The organism is Sphaerisporangium album, from assembly GCF_003323745.1.
Classification (GTDB): domain Bacteria; phylum Actinomycetota; class Actinomycetes; order Streptosporangiales; family Streptosporangiaceae; genus Sphaerisporangium; species Sphaerisporangium album.
Genome location: NZ_QOIL01000010.1, coordinates 245,806 through 263,412, shown reverse-complemented (window position 1 = coordinate 263,412; position 17,607 = coordinate 245,806). Strand labels below are relative to the sequence as shown.

14 protein-coding genes are annotated in these 17,607 nt (G+C 73.8%); 1 reads left to right on the top strand and 13 read right to left on the bottom strand.

Annotated elements, in window-relative coordinates; all coding sequences use genetic code 11:
* Positions 1-36 precede the first annotated feature (36 nt).
* The gene (locus tag DQ384_RS19615; protein WP_114030290.1) at positions 37-1,155 is read left to right on the top strand and encodes a DUF3866 family protein; all 1,119 of its coding nucleotides are present in this window, start codon (positions 37-39) and stop codon (positions 1,153-1,155) included.
* Between the two features lie 202 nt (positions 1,156-1,357).
* On the opposite strand, the gene DQ384_RS19610 is transcribed toward DQ384_RS19615, so the two are convergent.
* The 13 genes from DQ384_RS19610 to DQ384_RS19550 all read right to left on the bottom strand — a co-directional run bounded on the left by DQ384_RS19610 (position 1,358) and on the right by DQ384_RS19550 (position 17,601).
* Entirely contained in the window at positions 1,358-2,497 is a 1,140-nt protein-coding gene (locus DQ384_RS19610; protein WP_114030289.1) for a sensor histidine kinase, read from the bottom strand.
* Between the two features lie 72 nt (positions 2,498-2,569).
* Complete coding sequence (locus DQ384_RS19605; RefSeq protein WP_114030288.1) at positions 2,570-3,055, bottom strand: DUF3291 domain-containing protein; 486 nt, start codon at positions 3,053-3,055, stop codon at positions 2,570-2,572.
* 32 nt (positions 3,056-3,087) lie between these two features.
* A complete protein-coding gene (locus DQ384_RS19600; protein WP_245966610.1) occupies positions 3,088-3,768 on the bottom strand; it encodes a helix-turn-helix transcriptional regulator in 681 nt (226 codons plus the stop codon).
* 123 nt (positions 3,769-3,891) lie between these two features.
* Positions 3,892-4,845: an FKBP-type peptidyl-prolyl cis-trans isomerase gene (locus DQ384_RS19595; protein ID WP_114030287.1), complete on the bottom strand. Its 954-nt coding sequence runs from the start codon at positions 4,843-4,845 to the stop codon at positions 3,892-3,894.
* 322 nt (positions 4,846-5,167) lie between these two features.
* Positions 5,168-6,526, bottom strand: a complete 1,359-nt coding sequence (gene pafA / locus DQ384_RS19590) for a Pup--protein ligase (RefSeq protein ID WP_114030286.1) — start codon at positions 6,524-6,526, stop codon at positions 5,168-5,170.
* A gap of 165 nt (positions 6,527-6,691) precedes the next feature.
* Entirely contained in the window at positions 6,692-8,419 is a 1,728-nt protein-coding gene (locus tag DQ384_RS19585) for a hydantoinase B/oxoprolinase family protein (RefSeq protein ID WP_114030285.1), read from the bottom strand.
* Positions 8,416-10,686, bottom strand: coding sequence for a hydantoinase/oxoprolinase family protein (locus DQ384_RS19580; RefSeq protein WP_114030284.1), 2,271 nt, complete (start codon positions 10,684-10,686; stop codon positions 8,416-8,418). The genes DQ384_RS19585 and DQ384_RS19580 overlap by 4 nt, the downstream gene beginning before the upstream one ends.
* 88 nt (positions 10,687-10,774) lie before the next feature.
* Complete coding sequence (locus DQ384_RS19575) at positions 10,775-12,217, bottom strand: helix-turn-helix domain-containing protein (protein WP_147268826.1); 1,443 nt, start codon at positions 12,215-12,217, stop codon at positions 10,775-10,777.
* Positions 12,201-13,253, bottom strand: a complete 1,053-nt coding sequence (locus tag DQ384_RS19570) for an ABC transporter ATP-binding protein (RefSeq protein ID WP_114030282.1) — start codon at positions 13,251-13,253, stop codon at positions 12,201-12,203. Before DQ384_RS19570 ends, DQ384_RS19575 begins: the two co-directional genes overlap by 17 nt.
* Entirely contained in the window at positions 13,250-14,020 is a 771-nt protein-coding gene (locus DQ384_RS19565; protein WP_114030281.1) for an ATP-binding cassette domain-containing protein, read from the bottom strand. The genes DQ384_RS19570 and DQ384_RS19565 overlap by 4 nt, the downstream gene beginning before the upstream one ends.
* 61 nt (positions 14,021-14,081) lie before the next feature.
* Complete coding sequence (locus tag DQ384_RS19560) at positions 14,082-14,954, bottom strand: ABC transporter permease (protein ID WP_114030280.1); 873 nt, start codon at positions 14,952-14,954, stop codon at positions 14,082-14,084.
* Between the two features lie 7 nt (positions 14,955-14,961).
* Positions 14,962-15,978, bottom strand: a complete 1,017-nt coding sequence (locus DQ384_RS19555; RefSeq protein WP_114030279.1) for an ABC transporter permease — start codon at positions 15,976-15,978, stop codon at positions 14,962-14,964.
* A gap of 3 nt (positions 15,979-15,981) precedes the next feature.
* Positions 15,982-17,601 carry an ABC transporter substrate-binding protein gene (locus tag DQ384_RS19550; protein WP_245966609.1) on the bottom strand — a complete coding sequence of 540 codons (1,620 nt, stop codon included), beginning with the start codon at positions 17,599-17,601 and terminating at the stop codon, positions 15,982-15,984.
* Between the last annotated feature and the right edge of the window lie 6 nt (positions 17,602-17,607).

Sequence of the window (17,607 nt, the reverse complement as noted above, 5' to 3'; positions counted from 1 at the left end):
GGCCTCCCTTCTCCTGGGTGACGCTACCCTTGCCGGGTGATCAGGTGGCGCAAGGGCGAGGTGCTGTCGGTCCGGCGCGAGTGGCCGGGGGCGATCGAACTTCAGGTGAGCCTTCCCGAGGGGGAATGCCGGGCGCTGGCCTACCCACGGCTGGTGGGCCGTCCCGAGCCAGGCGACGCGGTGCTGCTCAACACGACCGCACTCGCCATGGGCCTCGGTACGGGAGGCTATGCCATGGTAGTGGCCCTGCCGGATCGTTTGCCCGAAGATCCTCAAGGACCTGGTCACCTGGTCAAGGCCCGGTACACCCCGCTGCAGGCGACGGTGCTCGGCGCCGACGAGCAGGACTCCCCCTTCCACGACGTCCTGCGCGACGCGGACTCCCTCGACGGCATGCCGGTGGTCGTCGCCGACCTGCACTCCGCCCTGCCCGCGATCCTGTGCGGCCTGTTCGGCTCACGGCCCCCGGCGGATTACGCCGGCCCCGCGGGTGAGGTCGCGTCTTCGCCGGTGAGAGCGCCGAGGGTGGCCTACGTGATGCTCGACGGCGGCGCGCTGCCGGGGTGGTTCTCGATGTCGGCGGCCCGCCTGCGCGAGATCGGCTGGCTGTGCGGGGTGGTCACGACCGGGCAGTCCTTCGGCGGGGACGTCGAGGCGGTCACCGTCCATACGGGCCTGCTGGCGGCCAGGCACGTGCTGTCCGCCGACGTCGCGATCGTGACGCAGGGCCCCGGCAATCTCGGCACCGGCACGCGCTGGGGCTTCTCGGGCGTGTCGGCGGGCGAGGCCGTCAACGCGGCGGCCGTCCTCGGCGGCCGTCCTGTGGCTGCGCTGAGGGTCAGCGAGGGCGACCTGCGCGAACGCCACATCGGCGTCTCCCACCACTCCCTCACCGCCTACGGCCGGGTGGCCCTCGCGCCCGCGCAGGTGGTGGTGCCGGAGCTCCCGGGCGACTTCGGCGACCGCGTGGCCGAGCAGGCGTCCGAGCTGGCCGGCCGCCACGAGCTGGTCCGCGTCCCGGTGGACGGCCTGGAGGAGCTGCTCCGGCGAAGCCCGGTGAAGCTGTCCACGATGGGCCGCGGCCTCGACGAGGACCTGGCCGGCTTCCTGACCTCGGCCGCCGCCGGCAGGCACGCGGCTTCACTGCTGTCCTGACTCATGCCTTCCCGCCTGCGCGTGGCGGGTATTCCGCGGCCTGTTTCCTTGCAAAAATCGGGGCGTTCGGACGTCACTTGCCAGGCAGGCTAGACGCGCGGCCGCATTTGCCGCGCGATGAATCCCTACAGGCCCGACAATGGCGCGCCTCGGAGTAAGGGCTCGCCTGTCGACCGATGTGTCGGTTCGCCGCCATCCTGGTTCAGGACGCGGCGGGGATGGGGATCCGGGCGGTCAGGGCGAAGCCGCCTTCGAGGGTGGGGCCGGCCTGGAGTTCGCCGCCCGCGTGGACGACGCGTTCCCGTAGACCGCTCAGGCCGTAACCGGACTTCTGGATAGGAGGGAAGCGGTGAGCCGTCCCGTCGCCGCCGGAGCCGGTGTCGACCACCGAGACGTTCACGACCTCGCCGGCCACCGTGCAGGTCACCCGAACCCGCGATCCCGGCGCGTGCTTGCGGACGTTGTTCAGCCCTTCCTGCACCACGCGGAAGCACGTGTGCCCGACCTGCCTGGGCAGCAGCACGTCCCGTGGGACGTCGAAGTGGAGGCTGACGCGCATGCCGGTGGCGGACGCCTCCTCCACCAGGCGCGGGATCGCGTCCACGCCGGCCGCCGACCGGGGCACGTCCTCGCGGCGTAGCACCGTGAGCAGCTCGCGGAGCTCGGCGAGCGCCTGCACCCCCTTGTCCTCGACGGTGGCGGCCAGCTCGCCGATCTCCGCGGGATCCCCGGCCTCCCGGATGATCCCCGCGTTGAGGACCATGGAGGTCACCGCGTGGGTCACGGTGTCGTGCAGCTCCCCCGCGAGCCACCGCCGCTCCCGGGAGGCGGCGTGCTCCTCACGCAGCCGCACCCCCGCCCGCAACTCCCCGATCAGGTCGCGGTACTCCCACACCCAGGTACCGACCAGCGCGGGCAGGTAGACGAGCGTCAGCGCGCGGACCACGGCGAGGTAGAGGAACTCGTCGGTGTAGGGATTGACGTAGTCCGCCACGACGTAGACGGCCGCCATCACCGCCACCGCCCAGTGCCAGCGGCGCACCTTGTTCTCCGACGTCATCGAGTAGGCGGCCAGCGTCAACGGCACCGCCTGCCCGGTCAGGACGGCGCATCCGATCGCGGCGACGATCATCGGCCAGGCCGTGCGGCGCCGGAGCAGCATGGTCGCCGCCGTGATGACCCCGGCGAGGATCTCCAGCCAGTCCGGCGCCTCGAAGAACAGCGAGAAGGCCCGGTGCACGAGCGTGGTCGGGACGGTGAAGGCCAGGACCGCCACGGCCAGCAGCGCGTCCCCGATCTCGCCACGGTGCCTGGCCGCGAACTCGGCCCATCTTCCCCTCATACCGCTAGTTTGCTGCCTTGACCTGGGAATCCATGCATCAGCGTCGCCCCCGGCGGCCTGGCGCGTCCCGGTTCAGGCGGGCCGGCCGGCCAGGTTCCCTTCCCGCTGCGGCCGGGGCGCCTGGGGCTCGTGGAAGTCGGTGAAGGTGAAGGCGTCCGGGCAGGGGCCGTTCTCCCTGAGCGTCCGCAGCCTGCTCATGCCGTCGTCCAAGGTGGGGATGTGGCCTTCGGGGATCCACCACATGACGCTGTACGGCTCGGCGGCGCGCAGGAACCATTCGCGGCGGCGGCGCAGGTACTCCAGGTGGGGGCTGCGGTAGACGAAGTTCCACAGGGACTCGCGGGACTCCCAGACCGAGAAGTTGATCAGGAGTAGGTCACCGTGGTCGTGCCGGACGGTGGCGGTGGGGTCGTCCTCGTCCTCCTTCAGGCGCCAGACGAAGCCGGGAGAGGCGTCGGAGATCGCGTTGACGGGCCCCAGGGCGGCGACGAACTGGGCGATCTCAGGGGAGTCCACGGGGGCGCGCAGGTGGGCGACGTTGAGCTGGGCGAGGTGCATGGCGCCAGGACACCACGCCGACCCACTCCATGTCAATGTTCATTGTTTTTAGAAAACGAGACGCAGCACTCGCCCGGACGGGGGTCCAGACGCGGGGTGACGTGGTCGTCGCCGAGGGCGGACAGCAGTCCCTCGCACAGGGCGAGGTTGAGCGCGCAGGTCAGGACGGGGCGCTCCTGGGCGATCACGTGGAAGGGGCAGTTGCGCAGGCGGATCACGTCGCCGTCGTGGTAGGGCTCGTAGCCCCGCTCCTCCAGGGCCTCGCGAAGCCCGGACGCCCTGGCCCGCTCCCCCACCCGGCGCGCCGCCGCCTCCGCGGCCTCCTCCCCGCCGAGCGCGTCCACGGCCTCGGCCAGTACGAGCGCCAGCGTGCGGTAGTCGCGCGGGGGCAGGCTGACCTGGTGCTCCCCCGGCGAGCGGCGGTAGACCTTGGCGGGACGCCCGCTGCCCGGCCCCGTCCGGTCCGTCAGCCGCCGGAAGCCCGTTTCCAGCAGGCCGGCCTCGACGAGCTTGTCCAGGTGGAAGGCGGCCAGGGTGCGGCCCACCCCGGCCGCCCGCGCGGCCTCGTCCCGCCCGACCTCGTTCCTCTGCCCGGCCACGTAGTCGTACAACGCCCGCCGCACCGGGTCGCGGAGAACGCTCAGCGCGGCCAGCGCGTCCGGGGCACCGGCGGTGTCCGGCGCACCGGGGACATCGAGATCGTCGCTGCTCACAGTGGCGAGTCTAGGCCGCTCCCACCGGCCACCCCTCACGCGTGAAGGCGCCCGGACCGTCACCGGTCCGGGCGCCTTCACGAAGCGGGCTTCAGGCCGCGGGGTCCCCCCGTCTCATGCCTGTCAGTACGCGCCGAGGACGTCCACGACGAAGACCAGGGTGTCGGTGCCCTTGATCTTGTCGCCCTGACCGGCCTTGCCGTAGCCGAGGTCCGGCGGGATGGTGACGAGCATGCGGCTGCCCACCGGGACGCCCACCAGGCTCTGGTCCCAGCCCTTGATGACCTTGCCGACACCGATCGGGAACATGACCGGCTGGCCGCGGCCCCAGCTGCTGTCGAACTCGGTGTCGGTGCCCCAGATCTTGCCGGTGTAGTGGACGAGGATGGTCTGGCCCGACTTGACCACCGGCCCGGTGCCCTTGATCACGGTCTTGCTGACGAGCTCCTTGGGGGCGGCCGCGTCGGTCTTGGTGGTCAGCTTGGGAGCCTGGTCGCCGCCGGGGTTCTCCAGCGCGACGCCCTTGACCCCGGGGTCGGTGGCGGTGCCCTGGGCGGCCTTGACGGTGGAGACGCCCATCACGTCCACGACGTAGACGCTGGCGATCGAGGTGTCGGCTCCCTGCGACTTGGCCTGCTCCATCTGCTCGGCGGTCAGGCTGTCCTTGGCGACGACGGCCAGGAAGCGGCCGCCCGGCTTGCTGTCCTGGAACGCCTTGTGGACCACGGAGGGCAGCTTGTTGTCGACGGTGATGAGCTGCGGCGCGCCCTCGTCGTAGGTGGAGCCGGACAGGGCGTTGGTCTTGCCGTCCCAGCTGTAGGCGGTGAGGTTGGCGACGACCGCGTCGCCGTCCTTGAGCTGCGCGCCCTGCCCCGAGGTGATCGTCTGGGAGGAGGACGTCGCCGGCGGCTTGCCCGAGGGGAAGGTGACCTGCGGTTTCTTCCCGAAATCACCGGCGACCTTGACGCCGGAGGACGCGCCGGACGAGCCCCCCGTTTTGGCGGTGACGTCGCCGCTGTTGCCGCAGGCGGCGGCGAACAGCAGCGGAAGGGCGGCGAGAAGGGCCAGTCGGCGCATGGGTATCCCTCGAAGAGGCGTCACGTTCGCGTAACACTACCCGACGGCCACGACCACGAGGATCACGCGACTCGATCTTGCCGAAGCGTGACCTTACCTTCGTAAACCCTTCTAGCGGAGTCACATCGGCCGTGCAGGACAGGTGCGGGAAAGCCGCAGGCAAAGAAGGGGTAATGCGCGAGGCGGGTGGCGCGCGACGGCGGCGCGCGCCACCGGCACGGGTGAAAGTTTCAGAGCGGACGCCCGCCGGGAGGCCCGTCCGGCCCCGGCAGGCCGCCGGCCCGCCGACGCCGAGGCGAGGGCGGGCCGGCGACCGGACGGCTCACATGCCGGCGATCAGCTTGTCCACCCTCTCGTCCACGCTGCGGAACGGGTCCTTGCAGAGGACCGTGCGCTGGGCCTGGTCGTTCAGCTTGAGGTGCACCCAGTCGACGGTGAAGTCACGGCGCTTCTCCTGCGCCTTGCGGATGAACTCGCCGCGCAGCCGCGCCCGCGTGGTCTGCGGCGGCACCGACTTGGCCTCGAAGATCTTCAGGTCCGAGGCCACCCGCTCCACCGCGCCGCGCCGCTGCAGCAGGTAGAACAGCCCCCGCTTGCGGTGCACGTCGTGGTAGGCGAGGTCGAGCTGGGCCACCCGCGGCGAGGACAGCGGCAGGTCGTACTTGTTGCGGTAGCGCTCGATGAGCTGGTACTTGGTGACCCAGTCGATCTCGCGCGAGACCAGGTCGAGGTCGCCGGTGTCGACCGCGCGCAGCGTGCGCTCCCACAGCTCCAGCACCCTGCGCGTGGTCGCGTCGCCGCCCCGCCGGTCGACGAAGTCGCGCGCCTTGGACAGGTACTCCTGCTGGATCTCCAGCGAGGAGGCCTCGCGGCCGTTGGCCAGGCGCACGCGCCTGCGGCCGGTCATGTCGTGGGAGACCTCGCGGATCGCCCTGATGGGGTTCTCCAGGCTGAGGTCGCGCATGACCGTGCCGGCCTCGACCATGCGTAGCACCAGGTCGGTGGCGCCGACCTTGAGCAGCATGGTCGCCTCGCTCATGTTGGAGTCGCCGACGATGACGTGCAGCCTGCGGAAGCGCTCGGCGTCGGCGTGGGGCTCGTCCCTGGTGTTGATGATCGGGCGGGACCGGGTGGTCGCGCTCGACACCCCCTCCCAGATGTGCTCGGCGCGCTGCGAGACGCAGTACACCGCGCCGCGCGGCGTCTGGAGCACCTTGCCCGCGCCGCAGATGATCTGCCGGGTCACCAGGAAGGGGATCAGCACGTCGGCCAGGCGGCCGAACTCACCGTGCCTGCCCACCAGGTAGTTCTCGTGGCAACCGTAGGAGTTGCCGGCCGAGTCGGTGTTGTTCTTGAAGAGGTAGATGTCCCCCGCGATGCCCTCCTCGCGAAGCCGCTTCTCGGCGTCCACGAGCAGGCCCTCGAGGATGCGCTCGCCGGCCTTGTCGTGCGTGACGAGCTCGACGACGTTGTCACATTCGGGGGTGGCGTATTCGGGATGGCTGCCGACGTCGAGGTAGAGGCGGGCGCCGTTTCGGAGGAACACGTTGCTCGATCGGCCCCAGGACACGACTCTGCGGAAAAGGTACCGCGCCACCTCGTCGGGGGACAGCCTGCGCTGACCCCGGAACGTGCAGGTGACGCCGTACTCGTTCTCCAAGCCGAAGATGCGACGATCCATCACATCACACTATGTTCTCCGGGCCCGGGAAGGGAGGGATCTTCCCCGGGTTTCGCGGTGGGCACCCCGTGCCCGCACCGGCCGGCGACCCTGGATCTCCCCCGGAGCGGATAGATCTCCGCCGCCTTGACGATCCCCCGCGCCCGGCGGCGACCGGAGAAAGCCCTACCGCGATCGAGCCGGGAGCGCGTGCGGGTAGTGGCGGCGGGCGTGGTCCTCGGTGATGTAGCCCTCGCGCAGGTCGTCGGCCACCGCGCGGGGGTCGCGCTCCGAGGGGTCGCCGTAGCCGCCGCCCGAGCCGGTCCGCAGGTGCACGATGGTGCCCTTGGGCAGGGGGATGCGCGTCCTGAGCGAGTGCTCCTCGGTGGTGCCGTCCGGGTACTCGACGGTGAGCCGGTTGGGGCGGCCGGGGAGGCCGCCGGACAGGCCCCAGGGGGCGAGCGCGGTGCGGGCGAGGGCGGAGGTGAGGTACTGGTCCTCCAGGCAGCGGAAGGACAGGTCCAGCCCGAGCCCGCCACGGTACCGGCCGGGCCCCCCGGAGTCCTCGGCCAGGGCGAGCCTTTCGACGCGCCAGGGGTTGCGCGCCTCCCAGACCTCGGCGGGCGTGAACCGGGTGGCCGACTCGGAGATGTACATCAGCGCGCTGGCGCCGTCGGCGGACGGGGAGGCGCCCTGGCCGACGGGGTGCGGGGCGCCGTCGGCCCAGGGGGCGCCGCCGTCCTCGCGGTTCCCCCACCACACCAGGGCGTTGATGTCGCCGCCGCTGGCCGCGGGCACCGAGCCGGGGACGGCGGGGGCCAGGGCGCGGATGATCAGCTCGATGGCGTGGTCGGACGGGATGCCGTACATGAAGCAGGGCGCGGGCCGGACGGGGTGGAAGAGGGAGCCCTCGCGGGTGATCACCTCCAGGGGCAGGAAGTGGCCCTCGTTGGGCTGCTCGCCCGCTCCCGCGAGGAACGCGATGGCCAGGCGGCAGGCCGCGACCGTGGAGGGCAGCGGGCAGTTGATCGGGCCGGGCGTCTGGTCCGGGCAGTCCGTCAGGTCGACGACGATGCCCGAGCCCTCGACGGTGACCCGCACGCCGAAGGGCACGGGGACGCCGCTGACGCCGTCGGAGTCGATCACGCTGGAAGCGGTGTAGACGCCGTCGGGCAGTTTCTCGAACCAGCTCCGCACGAGCGCCTCGCCGTGGGCGTACATGCGGGCGACGCACCTGCCGAACACCTCGGCGCCGTAGCGCTCGACGATGGCGGCCAGCGCCTCGGCCCCCGCCCGCGCGCCGGCGACCATGGCGTTGATGTCGCCGATCACCATGTCCGCCATGCGGCTGTTGGCGAGGATCATCCGGTACACGTCGGTGACCAGGCGGCCGGCGTCGTACAGCTTCACGCCGGGGAAGATCGTGCCCTCCTGGTACACGTCCAGGGTGTCGGTGCAGTACGGGTCCTTGCCGCCGATGTCGAGCCAGTGGGCCTTGATCGCGGAGTAGGCGACCAGGCGGCCCTCCACGAAGATCGGGACGACCATGGCGGCGTCCTGCGGGTGGGAGCCGGTGCCGTAGGGGTCGTTGTAGAGGATGACGTCGCCGGGAGCCAGCGCCGCGGGGCCGCCGACGCCCTCCACGGCCTCGCGCACGCAGAAGCCCAGCGTGCCCATGAAGGCGGGCAGCGTGGGGGCCTGGGCGAGCATGCACAGGTCGGCGTCGTAGAACGCGACGGCGAAGTCCAGGGCCTCGTAGATGATCGGCGAGAACGCGGTGCGGATCAGCGACCGCTTCATGTGGTCGGCGGCGGCGTTGAGCCCCTGCCGGACGATCTCGGTCGTGATCGGGTCCGCGCCCTCGGCGAGTCCCGGGTGGGGCTCGGCGAAGGTGGTCCTGACGATGGCGTTCATGCCTTCCCCCCGTGCTCCCATGGTCCCTGTACCGCGCGGTCCCGCTCGCGGGTCGCCCGTTCCGCGTGCGCCGCGCCGCCGTCCGTGCCGGTCCTGGTGACCAGCAGGCATCCGCTGGGGTGCGCCTCCACGGTGAACCCCTCGTCGACGTAGGTGGTCGCGGTCGGCTCGACCACCACGAGCGGGCCGGGGACGGCGCCCGCGAGCGCGGCGCGCGGGACCGCCCGCGAGTGGACGAACGCGCGGCGCCGGAAGGACCACAGCTCGATCTCCCGCGCGGACGGCCCGCCCGGCCAGGGCGGCGCGGGGACCAGCTCGCGCTCGTCCCGCAGCCGCACGCGCAGCGCGGCCCGGACGGTGACGACCTCCAGCGGGTCGGCCAGCTCGTGGCCGTAGGAGCGCTGGTAGGCGGCGGCGAACCGCTCCCGGACGGCGGCGGCGTCCTCGCCGGGCTCGGCGCGCACGGTCAGCGTGTGCTCCTGGCCCCGGTAGCGCAGGTCCAGGTCGAGCTCGCGCACGGCCTCCCCCTCGTCCCCGTGGCCTTCCCCGTCTGTGGCGGCTCCGGCGGCGTCGCGGCCGGACAGGCGGGCGAACAGCGCGTCCGCCGTCGCGGCGATCTCCTCCAGCGCCGCGTCGTCCAGGGGACGGACGAGCGTGCGGGCGGCGCTGCGCAGGATGTCGGCCTGCATGAGCCCCACCGCGGAGAAGTTGCCGGCGTTGGGCGGGACGACGACGCGGTCCACGCCGAGCTCGTCGGCGAGCAGGCAGCCGAACAGCGGGCCCGCGCCGCCGAAGGCGACGATCGTCGCGCCCCGCGGGTCGGCGCCGCGCTCGACGCTCACCCCGCGCACGGCCTGCGCCATGTGCGCGGCGGCGATGCGGACGACGCCCTCGGCCACCTCGTCGGCGCCGGGCAGCCCGGAGGGCGCGGCCAGCGGCGCGAGCACCTCCGCCGCGCGCGCCGTCGAGAGCGTGATGCCGCCGGACATGCCGGAGGGGACGATCATGCCGAGGTGCAGCGCGGCGTCCGTGACCGTCGCCTCGGCGCCTCCCCGCTGGTAACAGGCGGGCCCGGGGACGGCGCCCGCGCTGCGCGGGCCGACGCGCAGCAGCCCGCCCGCGTCCACGTAGGCCACCGATCCGCCGCCCGCGCCGACCGACCGCACGTCCGCCCACGGGCTCTGCAGCGGCAGGCCCTGCACCTCGCCCTGGAAGAGCAGCGGCAGCCGGGCGTCCTCGATGAGGGCGGTGTCGAAGCTGGTGCCGCCGACGTCGGCGGCGACGGCCGCGCCGATGCCGAGCACGCGGGCGAGCCGCGCGGTGGCGGCGGCCCCGGCGACCGGCCCGGACAGGATGGTCTCGAACGGGCGGGCGGCGGCCTCGGCCAGGGTGAAGGCGCCGCCGCCGGAGCGGGTGACGAGCAGACGGCCGGAGAAGCCCCTGCGGCGCAGCTCACGGTCGAGTCGGTGCAGGTAGGGGCCCATCCGGCGGCGGACGAACGCGTCGACCACCGTGGTCGTGGTGCGTTCGTACTCGCGGTACTCCCCCGACACCTCGTGCGACAGCGACACCTCGCCGCCGAACCCGGCGGCGCGCAGCAGCTCGCGCACGCGCAGCTCGTGGGCGGGGTCGGCGTAGGCGTTGATCAGCACGACGGCGACCGCGTCCACGCCCTCGGCGCGGAAGACCTCGGCCGCGGCGGCCACGCCCGCCTCGTCGAGGTCCTGCACGGTCGTCCCGTCGTGGGCGACCCGCTCGCGGACCTCCCTGCGGAGCCTGCGGGGCACGAGGGGCGGTGGCGGCGTCCAGAACAGGTCGTAGGGGTCGTCGCGGTCGCCCCGGCGGATCTCCAGGACGTCGCGGAAGCCCCGCGTGGTGATCAGGCCGACGGTCGCGCCACGGCGTTCCAGCAGCGCGTTGAGTCCGACGGTGGTGCCGTGGACGAAGTAGGAGCAGCGGGCCAGCAGGCCCTCGCCCGCCGCGTCGACGGCCGCGAGGACGCCCCGCTCGGGGGCCTCGGGGGTCGTGGGCTGCTTCGCCACCGTGATCTCGCCGGTGCCGGCGTCGTAGGCCACCAGGTCGGTGAACGTGCCGCCGACGTCGACGCCGATGACCGTGGAGGCGCCGGATTCGCGCGCGTCCCGGGACGCCGGGGAGCCCGTGGAGCGCGCGGACGGCACGGAGGCGTCCGACGGCGTGGACGGCGTGGACGGCGCGGCCCCGGTGGACCCTGTCGACCCGGTCGAACCGGTGGACCCTGTGAGCATGGCAGGGACCGTACGGCCAGTGCCGGACGGGTGTCGATGTGCCCTCACAACGACGCCCCCGGGGGTGTTGTCTCCCCGGCACACCGGGTCACGGGCCCGCCTCGGTGAGGACGTGGCACGCCAGCTGGAGCGCGAACCGGGTCTGCGGGTCGGACAGGTCGAGATCCAGGACCTCGGCGATCCGGCGGACGCGGTGGGCGACGGCGTTCGGATGGAGGTTCAGCACGGCGGCGGCCTTCGTCCGCGAGCCCCACGCGTCCAGGTACGCCTTGAGGGTGGGCACGGCGTGCGGGGCCAGCGCGCCGAGCCGGTCCAGGGGCCCGAGCATGTCGCGTGCGGCCATGACGGCGCTGTCGCTGCCGGTCAGCTCGGCGAGGACGGCGTGCACGCCGAGCCGGTCGAACGCCTCCGCCTCGCCGGGACGCGCGCGGGCGGCGGCCGTGCGGGCCTGCGCGGCGGTGCGCCGGAGCCCCTCCGGGCCCCGCTGGCAGGTGCCGAGGCCCGCCACGGCGTCCGGGGGCAGCACCTTGGCGATCAGCGCCGTGTCCAGCGGGTCCTCGCCGCGCGGGGGACGCTCGTCGCGGGTGTGGACGGTCAGCACGCCGTCCTGCCACGGCGTGGTCAGGACGCTCCCTCCGAGGTCCGCCCCGGCGAACGCGGCGGGGGCCGCGCGGGTGAAGACCGCGACGTGCCAGCCCTCGACGGGGACGCCCGCGACACGGGCCCGCCGTGTCGCCGCGGGCAGGTCCTTGGCCGGGGCGCGGAGCAGCGCCAGCAGGGCGGCCGAGCGCGCGGCCTCGGCGGCGCGGGCGGCGGCGCGGACGCGGCCGAGCATGGCGGCGACCACCCCCGCGACGATCGCGGCGGCCGGGTCCTCCTCGGCCCACCGGACGTAGCCGTCGGCGCGGCCGTCCACCCGGATCACGGCCGAGGTGGCCGCCGAGACGGCCCCCGAGGTCGAGGCGACCGTCGAAACGGCCCCCGAGTCCGGGGTCGCCGCGGAGACGGCCCCTGGGGTACCCGCCGGGCCCGCGACGCCCGCCACGTCGTACGCCACGCCGACCGCCGCCGACGCGGCGCGCAGGATGACGTCCTCACCCGCGCCCTCGACCGCGCCCAGCCGTTCGACGGCCTCGCGGGTGCGGCGCAGCAGCACGCCGGGGTCGGAGCGCACGACCTCGCGCAGGCCGAACACCAGGTCCGACAGCGTCTGGCCCGGGGCGCCCGCCAGCAGCGCCACACGCGCCTTGCGGGCCAGCTCGACGATCGGCGGCGAGGTGCCGGAAAGGCCCTGCACCACCAGCGCGGCCAGCCCGCGCTCGCCGGCGACCCGCAGCGAAGCGGTGACGCCGGGCCCGTCGCGGGCCGCGCCGCGCGACAGCACGGCGACCGCGCCGGCCGGGGCGCGGGACAGTTCCCCCGGCTCGTCGACCAGGACGACGCTCTCGACCGGCCGCGCGTCCCAGGGGCCGGCGACCAGCGTCAGGCGCCGCCCGGCCGGGGTCCTCAGCAGGTCACTTACGTGCGGCACCCGCGAGGACCTCCTCGGCGCGGTGACAGGCGACCACGCGGCCCTGGACCGGGCGCGGCGCCGGGGCCTGCGTACGGCACCGGTCCACGGCCAGCGGGCAGCGCAGGCGGAACGCGCAGCCCTCGGCGGCGGGGACGGCGTCGGTGCGCCCGGCGGCGCGGGGCGGCGCGCCGCCGATCCGGGGCACGGCGTCGCGCAGGGCGAGCGTGTAGGGGTGGGCGGGGCGGGTGAGCAGCTCGCGGGCGGGTCCGGACTCCACGACGCGGCCGGCGAACATGACGTGACAGGTGCGGCAGAGCCGGTCGACGACGGCCAGGTTGTGGGTGATCAGCAGGTACGTCAGGCCGCGCCCGGCGCGCAGGTCCTCCAGCAGGTCGAGGACGCGCGCCTGCACGGTGACGTCCAGCGCGCTGGTCGGCTCGTCCAGCACCAGGACGCGCGGCTCGACCGCGAGGGCGCGGGCGATGGCGGCGCGCTGCCGCTGCCCGCCCGACACCTCGTGCGGCCGCCTGGCGGCCAGCTCCGGGTCCAGCCCGACGTCGGTGAGCAGCTCGGCGACGCGGGCGCGGCGGGCGGCGCGGTCGAGCCGGTGGTGGGCGGCGAGCGCCTCGGCGATCGAGGACCCGAGGCGCATGCGGGGGTCGAGCGCGTCGCTGCCGTCCTGGAACACCGGCTGGACGGCGCCGCGAAAGCCCGCCCGCTCGCCGCGCCGCATCGCCGCGAGGTCTCGCCCGCCGTAGGTGATCCTGCCGGAGCGGGGGGCCAGCAGGCCGAGCAGGGCGCGGGCCAGGGTGGTCTTGCCGGACCCGCTCTCGCCGACCAGCCCGACGCCGCCCTCCTCGACGGTGAGGCCGACCTCGTGCACGACCGTGGTGCGCCCGTAGGCGAGCGTCACCGCCTCGGCGCACAGCCGTCCACCCGGGCCGCCGGAATCGGGTGACGCTCCTGGACGAACCCCGGGCCCGGCACCGGGCGTGCGCGCGGAGGGCGACGGCTCGTCCAGGCCGGACGGGTCCGGCGGGTTCGACCGGGTCATGGGGTCGCCTCCGGGAGTTCGGGGACCGCGGCGATCAGCTCGCGGGTGTAGGGGTCGCGGGGGCGGGCGAAGACCTCGGCGGCGGGGCCGCTCTCGACCACCGCGCCGTCCCGCATGACCAGCACGTGATCGGCGACCGAGGACACCAGGGCCAGGTCGTGGGACACCAGCAGCAGCGCCAGGCCCCGCTCGTCGCGCAGGCGTCTCAGCACGCCGACGACCTCGGCCTGCACGGTGACGTCCAGCGCGCTGGTCGGCTCGTCGGCCAGGATCACCTCTGCGCCGAGGGCGATGGCCAGCGCGATGGCGAACCGCTGGGCCTGCCCGCCGGAGACCTCGTGCGGGTACCGCGCCAGCAGGGCGGGGTCGAGCAGGACGGCGGCGACCGCGTCCTCGGCGCGCCGCGCGGCCTCGCGGCCGGTGACGCCGTGGCGGGCGAGCGCGCGGCGCATCAGCGTGCCGAGGCGCATGGTGGGGGTGAGCGCGGCCCTCGGGGACTGCATGACCAGCGCGGCACGCGCGCCGCGCATCTCGCGCAGCCGCCGCGGCGAGGCGGTCGCCACGTCGACGCCGCAGACGCCGATCTCGCCGGTGACCTCGGCCGTGTCCAGCAGGCCGAGCGTGGCCATGAGCGCGGTGGTCTTGCCTGACCCGCTCTCGCCGACGATGGCCACGCACCGGCCGGGCTCGACGTCCAGCACCGGAACGCTGGAGATGACCCGGCCGCCGGCCCGGACGACCAGGTCGCGCACCTTGACGAGCGTCATCGCCGCCCCCCTCCGCCCGGCACGACCTCCGGTGCTTCCGGCGGGCGCGGCTCGTACGACGTCATCGCGGCCTCCTGTGGGGGTCGAGCGAGGCGCGCAGCCCCTCGCCGAGCACGTTGAAGGCGAACGCGGTCACGAGGATCGCCAGGCCCGGGAAGGTGACCACCCACCAGTCGGTGGTGAACAGGGTCTGGCCCTGCTCGACCATCAGCCCCCACTCGGCGGTGGGCTCGTGGGCGCCGAGCCCCAGGTAGGACAGGGCGGCGGCGGTGAGGATCACTCCCCCGCCGTCCAGCGAGAGCTGCACCAGCACGGGCGTGAGCGAGTTCGGCAGCACGTGCCGCACGATGATCAACGGGGCCGGCACGCCGAGGCACCGGGCGGCGTCGATGTAGCCGCGCCGGCCCACGGAGGCGGCGACGGACGCGGTCAGCCGCGCGTACCAGGGCCACCAGGTGACGGCGATGGCGACGACCACCGTCGTCACCGAGGGTTGCAGGACGACGGCCAGCGCGAGCGACAGCAGCAGCGCGGGGAAGGCCAGGAACACGTCCGTGATCCGCATGATCACGTCCCGGGCCCAGCCGCCCGCGTACCCGGCCACCACGCCGAGCGCCACCCCGGCCACGGCCGCGACGACGAGCACGGCCGCCGCGATGAACAGGGAGGTGCGCGCGCCGAACAGCACCCGGCTGAGCACGTCCCGGCCGACCTGGTCGGTGCCGAACCAGTGGTCGCCGCCGGGCGGCAGCAGCGCCTCGGCGGGGTGGGTGGCCGCCCCGCCGTCGTCGGGGTAGGGGGCGATCCACGGCGCCAGCAGCGCGGCCAGCACGATGAGCACCAGGACGACCAGCCCGACCGCCGCCAGGACGTCGGCGCGCGCGAGGTCGCCGAGCCTGCGCAGCGGGGTGCGGCGGAGCGCGAGCGTGGTCATGGCGTGGTCACCGGGCCCTCGCCCTCGGGTCGATCACGCCCTGGAACAGGTCCACGACGAGGTTGGCCAGAACGTACAGCAGGGCCACGAGCAGGGTGACCCCCGCGATGGCCGGGGTGTCCAGGGATCTGATGGAGTCGGCGGCGTAGCGTCCGAGGCCCGGCCAGTTGAAGACCGCCTCGACGAGGAAGCCGTTGACCACCGAGTAGGCGAACACCAGGGCGATCAGCGACAGCACGGGGTTGAGCGCGGGCCGCAGCGCGAACCGGGTCAGCACCGCGGTCTCGCCGAACCCGAGGGCGCGGGCCATGCGGGCGTGGTCGTGCCCGGCCTCCTCGATGAGCGCGGCGCGGGTCATCTGGGCGATGAGCCCGGCCGGGTAGGCGGCGACGACCAGCGCGGGCAGCACCAGATGGGACAGGGTGCTGGTCAGCATGGGCCAGTTGCCGGTGATCGCGGCGTCCACCACCGTGATGTTGGTGTAGACGTGCAGGGGGCTGGTCGCGTCGAGCGCGTTGTCGTACTCGCCGGCGACGGGGAACCAGCCGAGGTTGCTGGCGAAGACGGTCTGCACGGCCAGGGCCAGCCAGAAGACGGGCACCGAGACCGCGAGCACCGAGCACACGCGCACGCCGAGGTCCGGCCCCCTCCCCCGGTGGCGCGCGGCCAGCCCGCCGACGGGGACGCCGATCACGACGGCCGCGAGCAGCGCGGCGCCGACCAGCTCCAGCGAGGCGGGGAAGGCAGTGGCCAGGTCCAGGGCCACCGGCCTGCGGGTGTGCAGGCTGGTACCCCAGTCCCCGGACAGCAGGTCACGGACGTAGGCGAGCAGTTGCGCCGGGACCGAGTCGTCCAGGCCGAACCGCGCGCGGGCGGCGGCCAGCTCGGCCGGGCTCGCCTTCGGGCCCGCGTAGGCGACGGCCGGGTCACCGGGGACCAGCCGCGTGACCACGAAGGTGAGGGCGATCACCCCGGCCACGACCAGCGCGGCCTGGCCGAGGCGACGGGCGAGGTACCGGGCCACCCCTCACGCGCCGGGCTTCAGGTCGTACACGAACACGACGTTCGGGTAGGCCGGGTTGTCGGCATAGCCCTGGACGCTCTTGGCGTAGGCGCGCTGGTAGTTCTGGGTGAACAGGACCGCGACGGCGGCATGCTCGTCGATGATGCGGGCCTGGAGGCCGGCGTAGGCCTTCTCGGCGGCGGCCCTGTCGGTGGCGGTCAGCGCGGGCAGGGCGTCGATCTCGCGGTCGACCTGGTCGTCCTTGAGGTAGGACAGGTTGAAGGCGGGCTGCTCGGAGCTGCGGAACACGTTGAAGAACCAGGAGTAGGCGTCGGCGTAGTCCGGGTACCAGTACATGACGAAGATGTCCTGGCGCCTGGACGGGTCGGCCGACTTGCCCTGGTCCCACTGGGTGTTCCACTGCAGCGGCTTGGCCTCCAGCCTGACGTTCAGCTTGTCGAGGGCCGAGCCGAGCAGGGTGGCGAGCAGCTGCTGGTCGCCGTCGCCCTGGGCGTAGGTCATGGTCAGCGTGAGGCTCTTGCCGCCGGGGCCGTACCCGGCCTCCTTGAGCAGGCTCTCGGCGCCGGCGAGGTCCTGGACGGGCTCGCGGCCGGGCACGTGGCCGAGCAGACCCTCGGGCACCAGGCCGCTGGCCTTGACGCCCGATCCCTTGAGCGCCGCGACCAGGCCGTCGTAGTCGATGGCCTTCTGGACGGCCCTGCGCAGCCGGACGTCCTTCAGCGGGCCGCTCTCGGTGTTGAACAGGGCGAGCAGGTTCTGGAAGGAGGCGGTCTGCGAGGTCTGCGCGCCCTGCGAGGACGCCTGGGCGAACAGCTGGGGGTTCAGCCGCTGGACGAACCCGGCCTCGCCGCGCTGGAGGAGCTGCCAGGCGGTGGTGATCTCGGGGGTGACGCGGAACTCGACCCGCTTGTAGTGGGGGCCGGACCAGCCGCCCCAGTAGCCGTCGAACGCCTTGAGCGTGAGCTCGGTCTCCTTGCCCTTCTGCCAGCCGTCGATCGTGTACGGGCCGGACCCGGCGTCGCGCCCCTCGCCGAACCATGCCTTGAGGTCGCCCGCGGCGGTGGTGTCGTAGACGTAGGCGCCATAGTCGGAGGAGGCGATCAGGTCGAGCGGCGCCGGGTACTTGAGCGTGAACTCGACGGTGGCGGGGTCGCCGGCCTTGATCGACTCGACGGAGTCCCAGATGTAGGCGGGGCCGCCGGCCTCCTTCTTGGTGCGCTCGATCGAGGCCTTGACGGCGGCGGCGTCCACCGGCTTGCCGGTGTGGAATCTCGCGCCGGGCCGCAGGGTGAACGTCCAGGTCTTGCCGTCGGAGGAGGACTTCCAGGAGGTGGCCAGGCGGGGTGTGGCCTTCTTGGCCTGGGGGTCGTAGCGGGTCAGCGACTCGTAGATGTTCTCCATCGCGATGATCTCGTTGGAGTAGGAGGTCGCGGGGTCCCAGTCGGTGACGACGTCGAGGTTGGGGACGTAGACGAACGTCGCGTCGGCGGCACCGGACGCGGAGCCGGCCTGCGGGGTGCCGCCGCCCTGCGCCCCGCGTACCTGGCCGCCTCCGCAGGCGGCGGTGAGGGCGAGCGAGCCGGCGGCCACGACGGCGGCCAGGCCCTTGTGCCAGCGCATCATGGGGTC

Coding starts and splice junctions, on each gene's coding strand:
- DQ384_RS19610 (WP_114030289.1), bottom strand. CDS start 2,497: ATGAGGGGAAGATGGGCCGAGTTCGCGGCCAGGCACCGTGGCGAGATC.
- DQ384_RS19605 (WP_114030288.1), bottom strand. CDS start 3,055: ATGCACCTCGCCCAGCTCAACGTCGCCCACCTGCGCGCCCCCGTGGAC.
- DQ384_RS19595 (WP_114030287.1), bottom strand. CDS start 4,845: ATGCGCCGACTGGCCCTTCTCGCCGCCCTTCCGCTGCTGTTCGCCGCC.
- pafA (WP_114030286.1), bottom strand. CDS start 6,526: ATGGATCGTCGCATCTTCGGCTTGGAGAACGAGTACGGCGTCACCTGC.
- DQ384_RS19585 (WP_114030285.1), bottom strand. CDS start 8,419: ATGAACGCCATCGTCAGGACCACCTTCGCCGAGCCCCACCCGGGACTC.
- DQ384_RS19580 (WP_114030284.1), bottom strand. CDS start 10,686: ATGCTCACAGGGTCCACCGGTTCGACCGGGTCGACAGGGTCCACCGGG.
- DQ384_RS19570 (WP_114030282.1), bottom strand. CDS start 13,253: ATGACCCGGTCGAACCCGCCGGACCCGTCCGGCCTGGACGAGCCGTCG.
- DQ384_RS19565 (WP_114030281.1), bottom strand. CDS start 14,020: ATGACGCTCGTCAAGGTGCGCGACCTGGTCGTCCGGGCCGGCGGCCGG.
- DQ384_RS19560 (WP_114030280.1), bottom strand. CDS start 14,954: ATGACCACGCTCGCGCTCCGCCGCACCCCGCTGCGCAGGCTCGGCGAC.
- DQ384_RS19550 (WP_245966609.1), bottom strand. CDS start 17,601: ATGATGCGCTGGCACAAGGGCCTGGCCGCCGTCGTGGCCGCCGGCTCG.